The 21,209-nt window shown below is 59.5% G+C and carries 18 protein-coding genes and 1 tRNA gene; 5 read left to right on the top strand and 14 right to left on the bottom strand.

What is annotated here, in order from left to right:
• Positions 1-43 precede the first annotated feature (43 nt).
• The 5 genes from BLR20_RS04995 to BLR20_RS05015 all read right to left on the bottom strand — a co-directional run bounded on the left by BLR20_RS04995 (position 44) and on the right by BLR20_RS05015 (position 2,919).
• A complete protein-coding gene (locus tag BLR20_RS04995; RefSeq protein ID WP_054994203.1) occupies positions 44-430 on the bottom strand; it encodes a VOC family protein in 387 nt (128 codons plus the stop codon).
• 1 nt (position 431) lies between these two features.
• A complete protein-coding gene (locus BLR20_RS05000) occupies positions 432-1,445 on the bottom strand; it encodes an isopenicillin N synthase family dioxygenase (protein ID WP_032612844.1) in 1,014 nt (337 codons plus the stop codon).
• A gap of 227 nt (positions 1,446-1,672) precedes the next feature.
• Positions 1,673-2,311: a cysteine hydrolase family protein gene (locus BLR20_RS05005; protein ID WP_032612842.1), complete on the bottom strand. Its 639-nt coding sequence runs from the start codon at positions 2,309-2,311 to the stop codon at positions 1,673-1,675.
• A 76-nt stretch (positions 2,312-2,387) separates the two neighbouring features.
• On the bottom strand, positions 2,388-2,585 hold the full coding sequence (locus BLR20_RS05010) for a hypothetical protein (protein ID WP_032612841.1): 198 nt from the start codon (positions 2,583-2,585) through the stop codon (positions 2,388-2,390).
• Between the two features lie 43 nt (positions 2,586-2,628).
• Positions 2,629-2,919 (bottom strand): hypothetical protein, encoded by a 291-nt coding sequence (locus BLR20_RS05015; protein WP_054994204.1) that lies wholly within the window; start codon positions 2,917-2,919, stop codon positions 2,629-2,631.
• Between the two features lie 313 nt (positions 2,920-3,232).
• On the opposite strand from BLR20_RS05015, the gene BLR20_RS05020 reads away from it, so the two are divergent.
• Positions 3,233-4,174, top strand: coding sequence for a cupin domain-containing protein (locus BLR20_RS05020; RefSeq protein WP_054994205.1), 942 nt, complete (start codon positions 3,233-3,235; stop codon positions 4,172-4,174).
• Between the two features lie 34 nt (positions 4,175-4,208).
• Here the strand turns inward: BLR20_RS05020 and BLR20_RS05025 are convergent, their stop codons facing one another.
• From BLR20_RS05025 to BLR20_RS05050, 6 genes are all read right to left on the bottom strand, one after another.
• The gene (locus BLR20_RS05025) at positions 4,209-5,117 is read right to left on the bottom strand and encodes a LysR family transcriptional regulator (RefSeq protein WP_054994206.1); all 909 of its coding nucleotides are present in this window, start codon (positions 5,115-5,117) and stop codon (positions 4,209-4,211) included.
• Positions 5,118-5,704: 587 nt separating this feature from the next.
• Positions 5,705-5,778 (bottom strand) — tRNA-Cys (locus tag BLR20_RS05030).
• Positions 5,779-5,978: 200 nt separating this feature from the next.
• The gene (locus BLR20_RS05035) at positions 5,979-7,718 is read right to left on the bottom strand and encodes a tannase/feruloyl esterase family alpha/beta hydrolase (protein ID WP_074594451.1); all 1,740 of its coding nucleotides are present in this window, start codon (positions 7,716-7,718) and stop codon (positions 5,979-5,981) included.
• A gap of 117 nt (positions 7,719-7,835) precedes the next feature.
• A complete protein-coding gene (locus tag BLR20_RS05040; RefSeq protein ID WP_054993921.1) occupies positions 7,836-9,242 on the bottom strand; it encodes an efflux transporter outer membrane subunit in 1,407 nt (468 codons plus the stop codon).
• Positions 9,242-12,388: an efflux RND transporter permease subunit gene (locus BLR20_RS05045; protein ID WP_054993920.1), complete on the bottom strand. Its 3,147-nt coding sequence runs from the start codon at positions 12,386-12,388 to the stop codon at positions 9,242-9,244. Before BLR20_RS05045 ends, BLR20_RS05040 begins: the two co-directional genes overlap by 1 nt.
• A gap of 2 nt (positions 12,389-12,390) precedes the next feature.
• Positions 12,391-13,593, bottom strand: a complete 1,203-nt coding sequence (locus BLR20_RS05050; RefSeq protein ID WP_010435903.1) for an efflux RND transporter periplasmic adaptor subunit — start codon at positions 13,591-13,593, stop codon at positions 12,391-12,393.
• A gap of 144 nt (positions 13,594-13,737) precedes the next feature.
• Between BLR20_RS05050 and baeS the strand changes: the two genes are divergently transcribed.
• A complete protein-coding gene (gene baeS, locus BLR20_RS05055) occupies positions 13,738-15,129 on the top strand; it encodes a sensor histidine kinase efflux regulator BaeS (protein WP_054993919.1) in 1,392 nt (463 codons plus the stop codon).
• On the top strand, positions 15,126-15,809 hold the full coding sequence (locus tag BLR20_RS05060; RefSeq protein ID WP_010435907.1) for a response regulator: 684 nt from the start codon (positions 15,126-15,128) through the stop codon (positions 15,807-15,809). Before baeS ends, BLR20_RS05060 begins: the two co-directional genes overlap by 4 nt.
• A gap of 649 nt (positions 15,810-16,458) precedes the next feature.
• Here the strand turns inward: BLR20_RS05060 and BLR20_RS05080 are convergent.
• Genes BLR20_RS05080 through BLR20_RS05090 form a run of 3 tightly spaced genes read right to left on the bottom strand, consistent with a single transcriptional unit; the run spans position 16,459 to position 19,543 of the window.
• Entirely contained in the window at positions 16,459-17,859 is a 1,401-nt protein-coding gene (locus BLR20_RS05080; RefSeq protein WP_054993918.1) for an LLM class flavin-dependent oxidoreductase, read from the bottom strand.
• 4 nt (positions 17,860-17,863) lie between these two features.
• Positions 17,864-18,304, bottom strand: coding sequence for an acyl-CoA dehydrogenase (locus BLR20_RS05085; RefSeq protein WP_054993917.1), 441 nt, complete (start codon positions 18,302-18,304; stop codon positions 17,864-17,866).
• A gap of 15 nt (positions 18,305-18,319) precedes the next feature.
• The gene (locus BLR20_RS05090; protein WP_054993916.1) at positions 18,320-19,543 is read right to left on the bottom strand and encodes an SfnB family sulfur acquisition oxidoreductase; all 1,224 of its coding nucleotides are present in this window, start codon (positions 19,541-19,543) and stop codon (positions 18,320-18,322) included.
• On the opposite strand from BLR20_RS05090, the gene BLR20_RS28040 reads away from it, so the two are divergent.
• Entirely contained in the window at positions 19,542-19,772 is a 231-nt protein-coding gene (locus tag BLR20_RS28040; protein WP_010440446.1) for a hypothetical protein, read from the top strand. The two genes, BLR20_RS05090 and BLR20_RS28040, sit on opposite strands and share 2 nt — an antisense overlap.
• 197 nt (positions 19,773-19,969) lie before the next feature.
• On the top strand, positions 19,970-21,208 hold the full coding sequence (locus tag BLR20_RS05100; RefSeq protein WP_010440451.1) for an acyl-CoA dehydrogenase family protein: 1,239 nt from the start codon (positions 19,970-19,972) through the stop codon (positions 21,206-21,208).
• Position 21,209: the final 1 nt, after the last annotated feature.

Genomic DNA, 21,209 nt, shown 5'->3' on the forward strand with positions numbered 1-21,209 from the left:
CTCCCTCCAATGATCCTCAAAAAAACGCCGCTCGCCGGGAGTTTCAGAGCATCACGTTAATGCGAAAGACGTTCTGCTCGGGGTCCAGCAGCACGGCCTGATACCAGTTGTAATACGTCAAATACGGTTCCTTGATCAGTCTTGCGCCCTGCTCCACCGCCAGCGGCACCAGTCGGTCTACCTCGGCTTGTTCGGACACGTCGATGTTGAGCAAGAACCTGCACCCGGTGCTGCCTGCAAACGCTTCCAGGCCAAGCAGCTCGTATGCATCAAGCGCGTTGAAACCGATGCAGGACTTGCCTGTGTCCAGTCCGCGGAAGATCGGTGACCTGATGGACTCGATTTCGCGAAAACCGAACAGGTCCGAATAGAAGGTGCTGAGACGGACAATGTCCCGCGCGAACACGTTGACGTAAGACAGGGAGTTCATATCAGGCCACCTTGCTGCCGCCAAAGGTCGTCTGTTTGACGAACTTGGACAGCAAGTGATCGCCTGATGTAACCGGCGCATGCCGAGGCGTAGCGCCAGGCGGCAGGCAACCTGGCAGGCATTGAATCAAGGTGTCGTAGTTGGGCTGGTGGAAGAACACCAGAGACTGTCGGCGGTTGTCCTGATCGCTGGTCATCGGCGGGTTGACCACTCGGTGCAGCGTGGAAATCCACTGGTCGTTGGTCCACTGCATCATCAGATCGCCAATGTTGACCACAAAACCATTCTCGACATACGGCACATCGACCCACTCGCCCTGACGATTACGCACTTGCAAGCCGCCCAGCGCGTTATCGGGGCGCACGATGGTCAGGCTGCCGTAGTCGGTATGCGCACTCGCGCGTAATTGACCAGCCTCGACCTCGGTCTTGATGTCCGGGTAACTCAGGCTGCGGAACATGCTGATATGCCGGTCGATCTTGTCATCGAAAAAACACTCATCCAGTTCCAATGCCAAGGCAAACAAGCGCATCAACGATTGAGCCAATTCGCTCATGGCGTCGAAATAGGCCTGGTAAGCCTCCTTGAATCCGGGCAGCAGGTCTTGCGCAGGCCAGACATTCGGTGCGAAGTGCGAGCCCGCCTGGGCATTGTGATAATAATCTTCGTCCGGAACATTACTCGGCCCGATGGAGAAAGACTCCTTGAGATCCCCCGGCGCGCTTTCCTCCAGGGAATAGGAAAGGCTCTCCTCGGCCACCGCGCTATAGCCGCGCACCATCTCCGGACTGGGCCGGTCTACCCTGCGCTTTTCCGCCAGCGGCAAATCAAAGAATTGCCGGGTCAAACGCGAGACCCTGTCGATAAGCGCTCCGGGAATCTGGTGCTCGGTGATGACCAGAAACCCGATGTCCCTGCACGCCTGATTGACTGCTCTGGCTACGGCGGCCTTGCCGTCCGGGTCTTCGGAAAAATAGGGGGCCAGGTTGATAATGGGCACATATTGCAGAGTCATACGGCTGTTTCCTCTCGCTGACACGCTACCGGGAAGGCTCATCCATAAGGGTAAAGATCAGCGAGGCAAGAGCAGAAAGCATGCCACTGGAGGAATTCATCGTTCATACAAGCAGTTAGCTGTTTCAACCGCTAAAGCCGGATCAACCGGTCTGAAACGGAACGCATGGTTTGAATGCACAGATATGAAAAAACGGGCCAGAACTGCGCACATTCGACCCGCTGTTTTCAGGCGCTTTCCATACGTTCGATAACGTCGGCGGTCGTCGTTACTTCACCGAACTCATAGGCAATCGTCGTCAGCGATATTCGCTGAACTTCTTCTGCAGAGACCGCGCCGAAGCCGACGTCCGGGTAGTCCATCGCGGCATTGGCGTCGCTCAGGGCGATGACTTTGTACTCACGATGCACGCCATCCCTGATCGTGGTTTCACAGCACACATTGGTGACCGTGCCGCAGACGATGATCGTGTCGACATCCCGCGCACGCAGCACGGTGTCCAGGTCAGTATTATGAAAGCCGCTGTAAAACAGCTTGTCGACAATCACATCACCTGACTGAGGCGCGAGTGCTTCGATGACCTCAATGCCCGGATCATGCCGTGCCAGTATCTGGTCAACATTCGGGTAAAGATCACGCATACGCCCGGTATCAGAACCATCGCCGCGCACAATGTGGCGAAGATAAACCACCGTCACACGAGCAGCCCGCGCAGCTTGCAGCAGCTTCTGGATAGGCTGGACGATATCCACCGTACTTTTTACGTACAACGCCCCAGTGGGCTCGCAAAAGACCTTTTGCATGTCTACAACGATAACCGCCGCTCTGCGCGGATCGATCGGCCACCGGACAAGGGGTTTGCTCATGGGTCTCACCTCGATTAAAGCCTGACAGGCTGGGTAGTCTTGCCAAGCAATAATCGTGCTGCCGGTGCGACGGCGATCACCAACGCTTCGAGAAATAGAACATGACGGAACCCACGCAAAGACATGTCACGGCCTTGAATACCGGATAGCCAGCGCCACCGCACAGCAGATAGGAGTAGCCGTTTGTTATCAGCAGGAAAACCGAAACAGTCAACAGAACGAGCGAGATAAAACGCTGGACCCGAAACCGCTGCTTATCGCTGCCGATATACACAGTCACCCTCCATTCAATTCCGCAAAAAGCATCGAGCGAAAGCTCAGGAAAGCTTGAAGTTCTTCAACTCAATCTTTGCATTGGCTATCAGGTCAGGCGTCATTGGCCTGCCCTGCCTGTCCAGCAGTACCGGTGTGCATGCGCATCGACAGCGCACACGGTTATCCCCTTCTGCCCACCAATCAAGCATCTGCTGTCCCGTGAACAGCTCGCCATGTCGCTCGACATGTTGCTCTCGACTGGTTGGCGTCAGCGCGGACAGATGCATGAATTTCACCGGCATCCCGAGACGCTCTGAATCGGCGATGTCGTTCTGCAACTTGCGAATACGCATTTCATGAAGTTCGGAATCAGAAATTCTACCGACCAAGGCTGAGCCCTCGTTAAGACACACTCCAAATTAATAGACCACCCAGGCGACTCACGCCACCTTTCAATCACCTATCGAGCCAGTTCCAGCAGATTCTGCCTCACACTTACCCCAACCTTTCAACGCCAGGATCGGGAGGGAATCAACACCCCTTTCCACACAAGTGATGTGCCGGTGCGGTTATTCATAGCGCCGTACCAGACTCGTATATTGAACCCACCGTGGCGTGCTGGCTCCCGCAGCGTGCTGATCATGAGACACAGAGCGAGGATTCATTATGAACAGTGCAATTCAACCGCATTCAAACCTGGAAGCATCTCCACATGAGATCGATGCGGAATACTTCGAGTACAGCAAAGCGGCAAACCCGATCAGCGCAAATTTGATCACCCGCATCCCGTACCAGAGCTTCCCTGCTTCGCTCTATGATTCGGGCCCATCTCGAACAGTGGCTCTCGATTTGAGCGAAAAACTTGAGTGTGAAGGCCCAGCAACCGGCCCAGGTCTTTGTGCCAGTTTCATTCGACTGAACGCCGGCGATGATGTCACTTTAGCGCCCAACGCGACCTCACAGGTTCTGTATGTAATTGATGGTAGCGGCAGCCTTTCGTACGGTGAAAAGGCGTTTGAATGGACAAAAGGTTGTTTTATCGCCCTGCCAGGGATGAACAGCACAATCCTCAAGGCGTCGGCGGACGCACGATTCTACTGGGTACATGATGAGCCTCTGCTTCGCTACTTAGGCGTGAGCAGAAGTGAAGACCGCTTCACCCCGACTCTGTACCCTGCGGCTGTCGCATCGGCAAAGCTTCGTGAAGCCGCTGATGATCCACGTGCACAGGATCGCAGCCGCATCAGTATTCTGCTGGGTAACAGCAACTTTCCTCAGACACGCACAGTGACACATGTACTGTGGGCTATGTACGGCATCCTCCCGGCTGGCTCGATCCAAAAACCCCACCGGCACCAATCCATCGCCCTTGACTTCATCATTGACTGCCCAACCGGGTGCTATTCGCTTGTCGGTACTGAACTTGACGAGAATGGCCAGATTCGCAATCCAAAACGCGTAGATTGGACGCCAGGGCTTGCGTTCGTCACGCCACCTGGCTATTGGCATGCCCACTTCAACGAGTCGGATCGCGAAGCATTTCTGATCCCGATTCAGGATGCAGGTCTACAGACATACCTGCGATCACTGGATATTCGGTTCAGCTAAATGGAATCCCGGTATGGCTGGCTCATACCGGGAATCATCGCTGCCACACGGGCGGGTCAACCACGCGTTCAGCAATGAAATCGATAAAGCATCGCACCTTCGAAGAAACGATTCGCTTCGGAGGATATACAAACCAGATGGCGCCAGACTCCTGTGAGCCCTTGACCTCCCAATCAGGCAGCAAGCGCACCAGTCGACCATCGCGCAAACTGGCACTGGCAAGCCAATCTGGGAGCAATGCCATTCCCAACCCGTTGCTCACCGCAATTAGCTGAGCCTCAAGGTCATTTACCCAAAGTACAGCACCCACGGGCAACGAAACCTGCTCGTTGTCGTTGGCCCATATCAACCCCTCGGGGTACTCACGCCCGATGATCATCAGGTCGACAGGCAGTTGAGCGGGGCAATCCGGTTGAGGATAACGAGTGGCAAACTCTGGGCTCACACACAGGAAAGTCTTTACCTCAGCCAGCTTTCTCGCCTTGAGATTGGAGTTCGCCAATCTGCCAATTCGAATCGCAAGATCGATTCCAGTGGCGATCAGATCGACATGTGACTCCTCAAGACTGAGATCTAGTGTGATGTCTGGATAACGCTCGATAAACTCGCCTACCAGAGGGAGTATGTGATGACGTGCAAAAGCAGGAGGCAGACTGACCTTCAACCTCCCTCGGGGATTTTGATTGAGGGCGGACGTTGCCGCCTTGGCTTCTGACAATTCAAAGAGGACTTTTTGGGCATGGTACAAGAACGTTTGCCCACCCTCGGTCAATGCGAGTTTTCGTGTTGATCGATTGAAAAGAGCAATGCCGAGATCGTGCTCTAGATCTTTGATGTAACGCGAAACCGTAGAAGCTTTGATCCCCAAACGCCCTGCGGCTTTGGAGAAGCTGTTCCCGTTGGCAGACTCTACGAAGGCGGTCAGTGCTGCTAGGTAGTCCAAGTGCGCCTCTCTGGTTTTTTGGTGTCGCGGGCCCGGCTACGCGGCGCATTTGAGCCTTGAAATCGATTGGAAAAGCTCGGTTGCTTCTGAGACCACAGCCTTCGTCATCTCGGAAGGGTATCCGATCGCAAGCGTTCAGCGACGTCACCTTGAAGCCCGGAGGACCAGTTGTAAATAGCTTGGGCGCTTGCGGTGAAGCCACCGCGCTGATAAAAATTTTCAGCATTCATAAAGCGGATATCGAAGCACTAATACCTACGCGCGCATCATCTTATGGCCCACCCAAGGCGGTCATCAAGGTACGCATCATGTTCAGTCGGTAGGTAATAGTCATTGATTTATAGTCCGGAGGAATTATCTCAACTCTCACTATTGGTGCCTGTAAACCTGTGCCTGCTGTCGGGCAGGCGTCCAGCGGTGTGGCAGCAGCTCTGTAATGTCACTCGCCCGAGGCGTAGGCAGTCGCAACAACACATCTTCAAGGTTGGCCGTCGCGCAGCCCTCAAAGTGAGAAAGTTTCGGAACTCCTCACTTTCCAGCGCCCAATAAAAAACCCCGCAGACGTTAATCTGCGGGGCTTTGAATAGTGGAGGCCGAGGTCGGAATCGAACCGGCGTAGGCGGATTTGCAATCCGCTGCATAACCATTTTGCTACTCGGCCTCAAACGAAAGATGCTTCACTTGAACATCAAACGTGTTTTGATTTCGCGGGAAACCTGTATTTCTTTGGCTTCCAACCCATTGAATCTAAAGGGTTTTTTTCAATTCCTCGCTCAGGAATGGACGCAATTCTGTACTGGTTCGCATGCCATGTCAAGAACGAGGAGAAAATAATTCGCCCGCGTTATGCCGGTGCAATCGCTACTGCGCCTGACGTTCCAGGGGCGTATACGGTTTGAAGAACCCGCTGCCCATCCATTGCGGTGTTTTTTCCGTGGTCAGCGGCTGGGCGCGCTGGTAGCTGTTTGCGTTTTTCGCGTAGCCCTTGTGGTCGTACTCGGCCATGAACGGGTACGGGAAGACCTTGCGGGTGCGTCCGCGATTGCCCACGTTTTCCTTGACCATCGACGCCGGCAGCGACTGTGCCAGCGGCCGCTGCCTGTTGCCGGCCTTCTCCGGGCCTGCCTGTCGGACAACGATGGCATCCGGGGCCCGGCTTTTTTCGACCCAGGCCATGACCGGTGTCAGCAGATCGACCAGGCTTGGCCCTTCCCCGCCGCCGCAGTGATAGACGCCGGGCAACATGTACAGCCTCGAGAATGCCTCGGTGCGGGTCCTGCCCATCTGCGCTTCAAGCGCCTCGTGATACGCCAGGGTGTTGAGCGGTGAGATGTTCGGGTCGGCCCAGCCGTGCCAGAGGATCAGCTTGCCGCCACGGCTGGCGAATGGTGAAAGATCAGGGTTGGTAGCGTCGTACAGCGCATGCAGCGGGCGCAGTTGGTCAAAGGTTTTCTTGTCGAACTCCAGCGTATTCAAATCGAAACCTGCGGACGGGTTCTTCTCGAACACAACGTTGCGAATGGCCTCCAGCGCGGCTTTTTCGCTGTACACAGTCTGATCGGCGCTGACCGGCACAAACACGCCAGCCCATGCCAGTTCCGAACCCGGCTGCGGGCCGCCCAGGGTCAGCCGCTCGCCACTGGCTGCGTCTTTCGGGCCATCGTAAAAGCGTCTGACCGTGGCTACCTCATCCGCGCTCAGGCACGTGGCGGGATCGGCAGACGCCTTGCATTGCAACGCGGCGGGGTCGAAGTGGCAGATACGCGGATCCGCTATGAGGCCGTCGATCTGCCCGTCCAGCAGATCGCATTGGTCGAGTACGGCCTTGTGCAGCAACGGCAATCGTGAAGCGAGAAGGATCGGCTTGCCGTCTGCGCCGCGATTGGAGCGCGCCATCCAGCTGTGATACAGGGTTTTCTGCACTTGAAAATTGAGCGCCGGGGCTCCGGCAATGATGCCGTCGAAATCGTCCGGGTAGCGCTGCGCTTCGATCAACGCCTCTCGGCCGCCGTCCGAGCAGCCACTGAAGTAGGCGTATTGCGCTTTGCGACCATAGAACGCAGCGATCAGTTTCTTCGAGGCCAGTGCAGTGAGGTGCACACCACGATGGGCGAAATCGGCGCGCTTTTGCGGGTCATCGCCAAAATGCTCGTCTGCCGCCCGATGTCCCATGTCGGTGGAGGCCACCGCGAATGCGCCAGCACTCAGGGACGTGCAGCCATCAGCGGCGCGCACGGTCGAGTTGACGTTGCCACACAATCCACCGCAGCCGACTTGCAGGTAGCGCTGCTCCCAGGTGCGGGTTGGCAGCTCAAGCCTGAAATTGATCTCCGGTGCCAGTTGACCTTCCACGGCACACACCGCGACACCATCACGGGTCGATTCACTGGCCGCCAGCACACGACTGCCCTGCCCGCCGATATCACTGATTTCCACGCTGCTCAGTGCAGCACAGCTGCTGACCGGTTTGACCACTGCAAGCCGGGCCGTATTGTCGACGGTTGCAGAAGATGCCATGCGGGCCTGAGCCGGCGTCTGAAGGCTGAGTGAAGTGACCAGCAGCAACAAGGCGTGGGCGTACTTCGGCTGGGAGGGTTTCATGAGAACTCCTGTTCATGAAGGATCAAAATCACAGTGCGAACCTGCAAATGGCCGCACTGTGCGTAGGGGTAAAACGTTTAACCCCGGCGATAATTCAAAGGCTAGTAGAAAAAACCGTCACCGATTCCATCCGCCGCCCATGACCTTGTAGAGCGTGACCCGGTTGCTCTGCTCTGTCAGGCGCAGGGAAATCAGGTCCTGCTCGGCACTGTACAGCGAGCGTTGCGACTCGAGCGCCTCCAGGTAACTCTGCGATCCGCCACGGTACAGAGCGTCGGCCAATTCGTAGCTTCCGCGGCTGGCATCGGTATAGGCCTGCTGTGCGGCAAGCCGCTCATCCAGCGTGCTGCGCACCGCCAGAGCATCGGCCACTTCCTTGAATGCAGTCTGGATCGTCTGCTGATAGGTCTGAATCTGGATCTGGTTCTCGACCTTGGCCGAGTCCAGCGTGGCACGATTGGCGCCGCCATCGAAAATCGGCACGCTGATGCTTGGCGCAAAGCTCCACGCGCCGGTTCCGGACTTGAACAGACCCGACAGGCTGGAGCTGGAAGAGCCTGCACTGGCGGTCAGGGTGATGCTGGGGAAGAACGCCGCACGCGCTGCACCGATATCAATGTTCGCGGCTTTCAGCGTGTGCTCGGCACTCAGCACGTCCGGGCGACGTTGCAGGAGGCTGGAAGGCAGGCCATCCGGCACCTGCACCAATTGCGCCACCGACTGCATGTCGGCATTGGGCAGCAGCTCCTCCGGCAGATCGCTGCCCACCAGCAGACACAGGGCGTTACGGTCCTGAAGAATCTGGCTTTTATATTGCGCCACATCGCCCCTCGCCGATTCGACCGTTGTCTGCGCCTGGGCCACTTCCAGCCCGGAAGAACCGCCCAGCGCATGACTGCTTCGGGTCAGGTCGTAGCTTTTCTGCTGGCTGGCCAGCGTGTCTTCGGCAAGTTTCAGAAGCTGGTTGTCGGCGGCCAGGGTCAGCCAGCCGGTCGCCACTTCGGCGATCAGGCTGATCTGCGTGCTGCGCCGGGTTTCGGTCAACGCCAGATAATCCTCGAGCGCTTCGTCCTGAAGGTTCTGGATACGCCCGAATACGTCCAGTTCATAGCTGCTCAAGCCAAGCTGCGCGCTGTACTCATGGCTGATCGACGAGCCTCCGGTCATGGAGGTCGATGACGGCGTGCGTGTATGCGTTCCGCTGCCACTGGCATCAATGGTCGGCAGGCTCGCCGCCCGTTCGATGCGATATTGCGCCTGCGCTTTCTCGACGTTGAGGCTGGCCAGGCGCAGGTCGCGGTTATTCACCAGCGCCAGGGTCTGCAGGCGCACCAGGCGGTTATCGATGAAAAAATTCTGCCATTCGATGTCCGTGGGCACGCTGGCCGACGCAACCGGCTGGTCCGCTGTCGCTGGCAGCCATTGGTTTGAAACCGGCGCTTCAGGGCGCTGATAGTCCGGGGCAAGGTTGACGCAGCCCGCAAGCAGCGCCGTGACAGCCAGCGAAGGCCAGAAAAGACGCATCATGCTTCACCTGTAGATGTGGGTTGAGCCGCCGGAGCATTGCCTGACGAACGACTGAAGCGGCGACGCACTTCGACGAAGAACAGCGGCACCAGGAAAATACCCAGCACAGTGGCGCTGAACATGCCGCCCAGAACGCCCGTGCCGATCGCATTGCGCCCGGCCGAGCCTGCACCGCTGCTGAGGGCCAGCGGCAGCACACCGAACATGAATGCCAGCGAAGTCATCAGAATCGGACGCAGGCGTTGCCGGGCGGCAAGAAGGGTCGCCTCATGCAGGCTTTTGCCCTGTTCCTGAAGATGTTTGGCGAACTCGACGATCAGGATCGCGTTTTTCGCCGCCAGGCCCACCGTGGTCAGCAAGCCCACCTGAAAATACACGTCATTGCTCAAGCCACTGATGCGGGTCGCCAGTACCGCGCCGACCACACCCAGCGGCACCACGAGCATGACCGAGAACGGCACCGACCAGCTCTCGTACAAGGCTGCCAGGCAGAGGAATACGAACAGCACTGAAATGGCGTAGAGCATCGGCGCCTGGGACCCGGACAAGCGCAGTTGGTAGGACTGCCCCGTCCACTCGTAACCGATGCCCTCGGGAAGTTGCTTGATGATGGCTTCAACGGCATCCATCGCTGTACCCGAGCTGACGCCCGGCGCAGGATCGCCCACCACTTCAAGTGACGAGCTGCCGTTGTAACGCTCCAGCAACGGCGAGCCGTAGCTCCAACGACTGCTGGCGAACGATGAGAACGGGACCATTTCGTCATTGCTGTTGCGCACGAACCAATGGTCCAGATCAGCTGATTGCATGCGCGAAGCAGCCTCGCCCTGCACGTAGACTTTTTTCACTCGCCCCTGATTGAGGAAGTCATTGATGTAGCTGCCGCCCAGCGCAGTGGACAGGGTCGAGTTGATGTCACTGGTGGACAGGCTCAATGCACCGGCCTTGCGGTCGTCGATGGTCACTTTCAACTGCGGAGTGTCGTCCAGGCCGTTGCTGCGCACGCCCAGCATGCTCGAGTCCTTTCTCGCCAGTTCGATAAACTGCTCGCGTGCCGCCACCAGTGCCTCATGCCCCACACCACCGAGGTCCTTGAGTTGCACATCGAACCCCGAACTCTGCCCCAGGCCACGTACCGCAGGGGGCTGCATGACAAACACACTGGCGTCGCCGATGCTCGCCAGGGCCAGCGTCGCGCGCTGTGCCACCTGCGCTGCGCCCTGCTCCTTGCCGGAGCGCTCGCTCCAGTCCTTGAGTTTGATGAATGCCCTGGCGGTGTTCTGACTGTTACCGCCCATCCCCAGCCCGGAAATGCTGATCAATGCCTCGACTTCCGGCTGCTTGAGCATGTAAGCCTCGAACTGCCTCATTACCGCCTGTGTACGGCTGTCGGCAGCGCCCACCGGCAGCTGGATCTGCGCCATCAGCGCGCCCTGGTCTTCATCCGGCAGGAACGACGTGGGCAGGCTGACGTAACCCAGCGCCATGACCACCAGCACCAGCGCATACACCAGCAGACCCCGTCCGCGATGTTCGATGACTCCGCTCACGCCTCGCTGATAGCGGTCGGCACTGCGCTCGAACGTGCGGTTGAACCAGCCGAAAAAGCCACCCCGTTGTGCGTGCAGTTGCGCATCCGACGATTTGAGCATCGTTGCGCACAACGCTGGCGTCAGGGTCATTGCAACCAGCACCGAGAGCAGCATGGCCGAAACAATGGTCACCGAAAACTGCCGGTAGATAATCCCGGTGGAACCGCTGAAAAAGGCCATCGGAATGAACACGGCGCTCAGCACCAGCGCGATACCGATCAGCGCGCTGGTAATTTCATCCATTGATTTGCGGGTCGCTTCCAGCGGGCTCAGGTGCTCTTCGCCCATCACCCGCTCGACGTTTTCCACCACCACAATGGCATCGTCGACCAGCAGGCCGATGGCCAGGACCATCGCGAACATGGTCAGGGTATTGATCGAGTAGCCGAACAGCGCCAGCACGCCGAACGTGCCCAGCAGCACCACTGGCACGGTAATCGCCGGAATCAGCGTGGCGCGCAGGTTCTGCATGAACAGAAACATGATCAGCACCACCAGCACGATCGCCTCCCCCAGCGATTTCACCACCTCCTTGATCGACAGGCTCACGAATGGCGTGGTGTCATAGGCAATCACTGTCTTCAGTTGCATTTGCGCGGGGTAGAACGGTTCCAGCTCCTTGAGTCTGGCCTTGATCGCTTCGCCAACGCTCAGCGCGTTTGCGCCTGACGCCAGCTGGATACCCATCGCCGCCGCAGGCCTGCCATTGAGCGCCGAGTTGATGTCATAGCTCTCGCTGCCCAGCTCCACCCGCGCCACATCGCGCAAGAGCACAACGGCACCGTCACTGGAAGATTTGACGACCACGTTCTCGAACTGCTCGGGTGTCTGCAGCTTGCTGCGGGCACTGATGGTCGCATTCAGTTGCTGACCTTCCACCGCAGGCAAAGCTCCCAACTGGCCTGCCGAGACCTCAGTGTTCTGCGCCTCCAGGGCCGAGCTGATGTCGGAGGGCATCAATGCGTACTTTTCCAGCCTGGCCGGGTCCAGCCAGATACGCATCGCATACCCCGAACCCAGGGTCTGCACGTCACCGACGCCATCCACACGGCTGAGTTGATCGAGCAGCGTGCTGGAAATGTAATCACCGATCTGCGTGCCGGTGACGCTTTCGTTATCGGAGGCCAGGGCGACCAGCATGAGAAAGTCGGAACTGCCCTTGGTCACCGTCAGACCTTCACTCTGCACGCTTTGCGGCAGACGCGATTCGGCCTGCTGCAGCTTGTTCTGCACCTGCATCTGCGCCACATCAGGGTCGGTGCCTGCGGCGAAGGTCAGGCTGATGCTCGCACTGCCCGCAGAGCTGCTGGAGGCGGACATATAGGTCAGACGGTCCAGCCCCTTCATCTGCTGCTCAATGACCTGCGTGACGGAGTCTTCGACGGTCTTGGCCGATGCGCCAGTGTAAGTGGCAGAGATTTTTACCGTCGGCGGCGCGATATTGGGGTATTGCTCAAGTGGCAGCTGGCTGATGGATAGCCCACCGGCGAACATGATGCAGATGGCAATGACCCAGGCGAAGATGGGCCGATCAATGAAGAAACGAGCCATGTTCAGCCCTCCTTCACAGTAGCGGCAGTGGCCGAAGCACCCGGCGCTGGCGAATCGGCATTGTCGGCGCTCTGCACGCGAACCTCGGTGCCGACCAGGGTTTTCTGCCCGCCTTCGACCACGACCTGATCATTGGCCTTGAGCCCGCTGCTCACCCACCACTGGTTGCCCACCGTGCGGTCGACGCTGATCACCCGCTGCTCGATCTTGCCGTCAACCACCAGCAACACCGTGGTCTGGCCACTGGCACTGCGGGTGACGGCCTTTTGCGGAATCAGGATCGCGTTCTGATCCTGCGCCTGCTCCAACACCGCCACCACGTACATGCCGGGCAGCAACAGCCGCTCCGGGTTGGCAAAGCTGGCACGCAGGGTCACGGTGCCAGTGCCTTCATTGACGCTGACGCCGCTGAATTGCAGGCGGCCGTCCTGGTTGTAGGTGCTGCCGTCATCCAGCTTGAGGGTGATTCGAGCTTCCCCGTCGCTGTTGGTTTGCAGCTTGCCACTGGCCAGGTCGCGCTTGAGCCGCAGCAACTCGGTGGTGGACTGGGTGACATCGACGTAAATCGGGTCCAGTTGCTGAACCGTGGTCAGTGCGGTGTCCTGCTGGGCCACCACCAATGCACCGGGGGTCACGGTCGAGGTCTCGATACGCCCACTGATGGGTGCGGTAATCCGTGTGTAAGCCAGATTGATGCGTGCAGTCTGCACATCGGCCTCCGCCACTTTCACCTCGGCGGCAGCAGTCAGCAGGCTGGCCTCGGCGTCTTCTTTATCCTGCTGGCTGATGGCATCGATCCTGGCCAGTTGCACATCGCGTTTGGCGGTGGCCTGTGCGGACTTGAGCGTGGCACGGGACTTGGCGAGTGTGGCCTGCGATTCAGCCAGTGCCGCCTGATAGGTCGCGCTGTCGAGCTGGTACAACGGCTGACCTGCCTTGATTTCGGCACCTTCGACGAACAGTCGCTGCTGCACGATGCCACTGACCTGGGGCCGTATCTCGGCAACCATGAACGCTTTGGTGCGCCCCGCCAGTTCGGTGGTCAGCGACTGGCTACGCGGTTTGACAGTGACCACCGACACGGTCGGTTTCTGCGCAGCAGGCGGCGAATTACCGTCTGAACAACCGCTCAGAAGACCGATAAGGGCTGCGTAGATGACGAAGGTCAAAGTCATCAGGTATTTAGCGAAAATCTTGCTCGACATGATTGCCTCAGGACGTTGTGGCGAAAGCCTGACGTCAGACTGCGAGGCAAATGTGCAGGAAAATTGAAGATTGCCGCGTTGACTTGAAACTTGCTGTCACGAAGGCCTAAATGGACGCCGTCTTCAGGCAAAACCCGAGCCTTCATGAAATCGAGCATCTCCACCAAACTGTTTGTCGCGGTACTGGCCAGCGTGCTGTCAGTGATCCTGATCATGGGCCTGACCGCGAACTGGAGTTTTGCCCGTGGCTTTCTGGGCTACCTCAACGAACAGGCCATGCAACGCATGTCGCCGGTTCTGCCGCGGCTGGCCGCTGCCTATGCGCGCGAAGGCAGTTGGGAATTCATGCGTGACAACAAGGATCGCTGGTTCGAAGTGATGCGCCCGGAGCCGGCGCAGGATTTCGCCATCCCCGGGCTGGCCACACCGCCCACCTCAGACCTGACCGGCGCAGTGTTCCGGATCGCGCTGCTGGATGCGCAGAAGAATCTGGTGATGGGGTTTCCGGGGGTCCATGACGATGAGTTCATGCGCCCGGTGGAAGTGAACGGCAAAATCGTTGGCTGGATGGCGGTCACGCCCTTTCAAAGTGTCAGCGAGGCCGGTGGCGAGCGCTTTCAGCAGTACCAGTTGCGCGCCAGCCTGGCGATGGGTGTGCTGTCGCTGCTGCTGGCCGTGCTGATTGCCTGGTGGATCGCGCGCACCCTGCTCGATCCGGTCAAACGTGTGGCCGCAGCAACCCATCGCCTTGCCGCAGGGGAATACGCCAGCCGCGTGGCGGTTTCCTCGAACGATGAGGTCGGTCAACTGGCACGCGACTTCAACCAGCTGGCGTACACCCTGGAACGCAATGAAAAGATGCGCCGCGAATTCATGGCCGACGTGTCTCACGAGCTGCGCACTCCGCTGTCGGTCTTGCGGGGCGAACTGGAAGCCATCGAGGATGGCGTGCGCACACTGGATCAGGCGTCGATGAAGTCACTGCAGGGCGAGGTCGGCATGCTCAGCAAGCTGGTGGATGACCTGTATGAGTTGTCCCTGGCGGACGTGGGTGCCCTGACCTACCGCAAGGTCGACTGTGACCTGGCGGAGCTGCTGACGAACATCACGGACATGTTCGAGGAACGTTGTGCTGCCCGTCAGTTGCAGTTGCGACTGGAGCTTGCTGTCGCCTCTCTGCCGGTGCACGCAGACCCCGGACGCCTGCAGCAATTGATCAGCAACCTTCTGGAAAACTCGGTGCGCTACACCGATGCTGGCGGCACTGTGCAGGTGCGTGCCGCCCTGCAGGGCGATGAGGTGCGCGTCGATGTGATGGATTCCGGCCCTGGCGTCGACCCGCAGCAATTGCCCAGGCTGTTCGAACGCTTCTATCGCGGTGAAGCCTCGCGTAACCGCGCCAGCGGCGGTGCGGGTCTGGGGCTGGCAATCTGTCACAGCATCGCCCTCGCCCACGGCGGCACCCTGAGCGCCGACCATTCGCCAACGGGCGGCCTCTGGCTGACCCTGTGCCTGCCCGGACACCTGCGCCCATGACCGCTACAAGCATCGAAACGCCGATTCTTATTGTCGAAGACGAGCCCAAGCTGGCGTCGCTGATGCGCGACTACCTGATCGCGGCCGGGTATTCGACCCACTGCCTGAGTAACGGGCTGGACGTTGTGCCCGCCGTCAGAGCGAACGCGCCCCAACTGATCCTGCTCGACATCATGCTGCCTGGCCGCAACGGTATGGACATCTGCAAGGAACTGCGCAGCTTCAGCGACGTGCCTATTGTCATGATCACTGCACGCGTCGAGGAAATCGACCGTTTGCTCGGCCTGGACCTCGGTGCCGACGACTACATCTGCAAACCGTTCAGCCCCCGTGAGATGGTCGCTCGCGTCAAAGCCATCTTGCGTCGGAGCTCTTCCAGCGAGCCGCACACGCCCAAGGGTTTGCTGGTGGACGAAGCGCACTACCAGGCCTCGTTCAACGGTGTCACCCTGGACCTGACCCCGGTGGAACTGCGTCTGCTGGCCACCTTCGCCCGCTCTCCGGGCCGAGTCTTCTCCCGCGACCATCTGCTGGACAGGCTCTACTCGGATCACCGAGTAGTGACCGACCGCACCGTGGACAGCCACATCCGCAACCTGCGCCGCAAACTGGAACAGGCCTGCCCCGGTCAGGACCCGATCCAGTCGCTGTACGGGGTGGGCTACAAACTGGAGTTGTGACCGGCACTGTGCTGAGCGCACATCATGCATCCATACCGTTCCGAGCGCTCAACATCGGACGCGGAGCGTCCAGAACGGCATGCCCACGCGGAGCATGGGCACGATAGTGGTCTGGAGAATCTCGTTCCTCACGCTCCAGCGTGGGAATGCCTATCGTGACGCTCCGCGTCACAAATCCGCACCGCGCCGCCGCCCCCAACATCGGACGCGGAGCGTCCAGAACGGCATGCCCACGCGGAGCATGGGCACGATATTTACAGGACTATCGTTCCTCACGCTCCAGCGTGGGAATGCCTGTCGTGACGCTCCGCGTCACAAATCCGCGCCGCGCCGCCGCACCCAACATCGGACGCGGAGCGTCCAGAGCGGCATGCCCACGCGGAGCATGGGCACGATAGTTACAGGACTATCGTTCCTCACGCTCCAGCGTGGGAATGCCTGTCGTGACGCTCCGCGTCACAAATCTGCGCCGCGCCGCCGCCCCCAAAAGCGGACGTGGAGCGTCCAGAAAGGCATGCCCACGCGGAGCATGGGCACGATAGTGGTCTGGAGAATCTCGTTCCTCACGCTCCAGCGTGGGAATGCCTATCGTGACGCTCCGCGTCACAAATCTGCGCCGCGCCGCCTGCGCAACGACAGTCATCACATTTCAGGCACTTTCCGTTTGCCGGTTGCGATGCAGCGCAGCCAGGTCGCGGAATCCGGCCCCCGGATGCCCTGCTTCCAGGCGCGGCCCGTCGCCAAACAGCTTTTCGCGCAACGTGCCCTTGGCGTATTCGGTCTTGTAGACGCCGCGCTTCTGAAGCTCCGGCACCAACAGCTCGACCGCATCGATGAAGGTTTCATGGGTCAGCGCGTAAGCCAGGTTGAACCCGTCGACGTCGGTTTCTTCAACCCACTCCTGCAGCAGATCGGCCACGGTTACCGGACTGCCGACAAACAGCGGGCCGAAGCCACCGATTCCGACCCAATCGGCCAGTGCCTGCGGTGTCCATATCGTGTTCGGGTCTGCCGTGGAAAAGGTCTCGACGGCCGACTGAATGGCATTGGTGTGAACGTGGCGAAGGGGTTCGTCAGGCTTGAACTGGCTGAAGTCGATGCCCGTCCAGCCGGAAATCAAGGCCATCGCACCCTCATAACTGACCCAGCTTTTGTATTCCTCGAATTTGGCCCTGGCCTTGGCATCCGTCTCGCCGAGGATCACCGTCTGCAAATTGAAAATCAGCACCTTTGACGGATCGCGGCCAGCCTCTGCGGTGCGCCGGCGGATATCGGCCACGGTCTTTTTCAGCAGGACTTTCGATGGCGCTGCAACGAAAACGCATTCGGCGTGCTCGGCAGCGAACTGCTTGCCGCGGCTTGAAGCGCCGGCCTGATAGAGAACAGGCGTGCGTTGCGGCGAAGGCTCGCACAAGTGTATGCCAGGCACCTGGAAGTGTTTGCCGACATGGCGGATCTCATGGATTTTGGTCGGATCACTGAATACGCGACGCTCCCGGTCACGCAGAATCGCGCCGTCTTCCCAGCTGCCTTCCCAGAGTTTGTAACAAACCTCCAGATACTCCTCCGCGTAGTCGTAGCGCGCGTCGTGTTCGGTGAGTGTTTTCTGGCCGAGATTCTTCGCGCCGCTTTTCAGGTACGAGGTGACGATATTCCAGCCTGCGCGCCCCTTGGTCAGGTGATCCAGCGTCGACAAGCGACGGGCAAACGGATAGGGATGCTCGAACGACAGCGATGCGGTCAGGCCGAAGCCCAGGTGTTCGGTCACCAGCGCCATGGGCGGGATGAGCTGCAACGGGTCATTGACCGGCACCTGAGTGGCCTGGCGAATCGCCGCTTCACCGTTGCCGCGATAAACGTCGTAAATGCCCAGCACATCGGCAACGAACAAACCATCGAACTTGCCTCGCTCGAGAATTTTCGCCAGATCGGTCCAGTATTCGAGGTCCTTGTACTGCCAGGAGCGGTCACGGGGATGCGCCCAGAGGCCCGGCGATTGATGGCCGACGCAGTTCATGTCAAACGCGTTGAGGCGGATTTGGCGGGACATACACTTACTCCTGAAGCTGCGGCGGAACCACGCCATTGAGGCGTTGATTGCCGATAACCTGATAGTGCCAGCGCAGCGGCTCACGGCCGGCCGGGGCTGGCAATGACGGGCGCTGCCCGGTCAATTCGTACTGAATATTGCCCACCGCCTGCAAAGCATCGGCGCTGGCAATGACCGCTTCACTGCTGGCGATCAAACCCTGCTCGGTCGAACTATCCAGCCGCCGGGCGCGCTCCAGCAGCGCAGCGGCGACGTCCAGACGAATCTGCAGATCCCCGACCTTGCTGATCACATAGGGGTCATCGACGATGCGTTGCAAACCACTGAGCGACCACGGCCGACCGTGCTCACGCAGATAATCAAGGGTGTGCTGCAGGCTCTGGCGCGCCTGATCAAGGTCTTCGGTGGCGACTGCCAGTTGCGCGGTAATGGCGGGATGCGTCATGGGCGTACTCCGTGATCAGTTCCAGGCGTGACGTGGCGGTGCAATACCGTTGAGCACCTGATTGCCGATCAGGTGGTATTTCCAGCGCGCCGGATCATGCAGCGTGTGGGTCCGCGCGTTGCGCCAGTAGCGGTCAAGATTGAGTTTGCCGACTACCGAGCGGGTGCCGGCCAGTTCGAACAGCTGGCTGCTGGCGAGCAAGGCAATCTGCGCCGATAACACCTTGGCCTGGGCGACGATCACCGAGGCCTGCGCGACGCTGGCTTCACTGGGTTCAGCCAGGGCATGGTCGATGGCCTGCCCGGCTTTGGCGAGGATCGCGTCGGTGCCGTGCAGCCGCCACTGCAAGTCGCCGATGGCAGCAATGCTGAACGGGTCCTGCCAGCCGAAATCCTGCTTGCTGTCGATCCATGGCCGCGCCAGTCGAGCGTGCTTCAGGGTTTCCTCGAACGCGCCGTGAGCAATGCCGGTGTCCACCGCCGCCTGAATGATCTGCGAAATCGGCCCATTGGCCGTCGGTTCGTCGAAAGCGCGATGCGCCGGGATCACCGCACTCGAGGGGACGCGGACCGCCTTCAACACGGCCCCGCCGCTGGCCGTGGTGCGCTGCCCGAAACCGTCCCAGTTATCGATGATGGTCAGGCCCGGATTGTCGCGCTCGACGAAAGCGATGAACGCCTGATTCTGCTCGTTGACGCCTGAAACCGGCACGATGTGCGCGAACAGCGCACCCGTGCAGTAGAACTTTTCACCGTCCAGTACCGCGTGCTCGCCATCGAAGCGAATCCGGGTCTGAAAGGCGCTGGCGTTCTTGCTTTTTGACTCGGAGAACGCATTGCCGAAGCGGTAGCCGGCCAGCGCCTTGCCGAAGTAGTGGCGTTTCTGCTCCTCGGTGCCGGTCTGCAAGAGAATATCGAGCACGCCCAGATGGTTCTGCGGAATTTGCCCGAGTGAAGGGTCGGCGGCAGAAATGAGCTTGATCACTTCCGCGACGGTGACATAGGAAACGCCCGCACCCCCGTAGGCCTTGGGTACGGTAATGGCCCACAGTCCGCTGGCGGAAAATTCATCCAGCTCGGCGACTGGCAGACGCCGTTCGCGATCACGCACGGAAGCATCTTCAGCGAAGCGACCGGCCAGAACCCTGGCCACTTCGATGGCCTCGGCGTCCGAGCTAATGACGTGCGCTGCGGGAGGTGCGGGAGGTGCGGCAGCTGGAAAGGAGGAAGGAAAACTCATGGACAGGCTCCTGCTCGTTGGCGACAGGTTGAAAACACTCAACACGCTTGACCCTGAACATTGCACAGCCCGTGCCGGAAAACATTTCCCTTTAAAAGCAGTAGGTTGCACACAGCCACGCCTGACTGGCGGCATCCTGCAGAGCAAAATGTTCGATCGCTGTTGCTGGCCGAACAGCGGCGCACTCACAGCGCATCCCGCGCAGGCACAGGTATTCCAGGGCTCATGAGCTGCCGGCATGGCTGACAACGCGGTGGGATTTGCCAGCCAGCGGTCATGCCGCTGTTGGCGGATCAACAAGAAAACCATCGCCCTAAAAATAAATCATTAAAATCAGCAAGTTACATTCAGGCACAAAGCATGCAGAGAGTCTGGCGAACCTTCCACCGGCCCGTGTGCCGATCTCTTCGCGCTCAGGAGTACTGCATGACTCAAATAACCGGCTCAAACCCGCTCTCGCTGGGGACCGATTACGAAACCCTGGCCAACCGATTTCGCCCGATCTTCCGTGAGATCAGCGCTGGCAGCGTCGAACGCGAAAAAGCCCGCGCCCTGCCCTACGAACCGATTGCCTGGCTGAAGAAAGCCGGTTTCGGCGCTGTGCGGGTGCCCATCGAATATGGCGGCGCAGGTGCTTCGATCAGCCAGCTGTTTCAACTGCTGATCGAACTGGCCGAAGCCGACTCGAATATTCCGCAAGCCCTGCGCGCGCATTTCGCTTTCGTCGAGGACCGTCTGAATGCACCACCCGGCGCGGACCGTGACCAATGGTTTGCGCGCTTTGTGGCCGGGGATCTGGTCGGCAATGGCTGGACCGAAGTTGGCGCGGTGAAAATCGGCGACGTGATTACCAAGGTCAGCCCGCAAGGCGATGGCTTCGTGCTCAACGGCACCAAGTTCTACAGTACCGGCAGTATTTTTGCCGACTGGATCGACGTCTATGCCCAGCGCTCCGATACCGGCGCCGATGTGATCGCGGTCGTCGAAGCCAGGCATGCCGGCGTGCGTCACAGTGACAATTGGGACGGATTCGGCCAGCGCACCACCGGCAGCGGCACCTCGGTCTACGACAACGTGCCGCTGCCGGCCACACACGTCATACCGTTCGAGCAACGCTTCAAATACCAGACCGCGTTTTATCAACTGGTACTGCTGGCGGTGCTGGCCGGTATTGGTCGAGCAGTCGAACGCGACATCGCTCAGGAAGTGCGCGATCGCAAACGCGTCTTCAGCCATGGCAACGCCGGGAGCGTCAGCCAGGACTCACAAGTGCAGCAAGTGGTCGGTCAGATCGCCGCTCAGGTCTACGCCGCAGAGGCCGCAACGCTGCGCTCCGCCGAGCCGTTGCAGCGTGCGTACGTGGCACGTTTCGGCAATGACCCACAGCGGGAAAAAGACGCCAATATCGCCGCCGAAATCGAGACGGCCAAGGCCCAGGTGATCGTCTCGGAACTGGTATTGCGCGCTGCAACTGAGCTGTTTAACGCACTGGGCGCTTCAGGTGTCAGCGTCAACAAGGCGCTGGACCGCCACTGGCGTAATGCCCGCACCGCGGCATCGCATAATCCGCTGATCTACAAGGCGCGCATTGTCGGTGACTGGCGCATCAACGGCACCGAGCCGCCATTTGTCTGGCAGATCGGCAGCGGTAAAGGCAACGCTTGAG

The organism is Pseudomonas congelans, assembly GCF_900103225.1.
Lineage (GTDB): Bacteria > Pseudomonadota > Gammaproteobacteria > Pseudomonadales > Pseudomonadaceae > Aquipseudomonas > Aquipseudomonas congelans.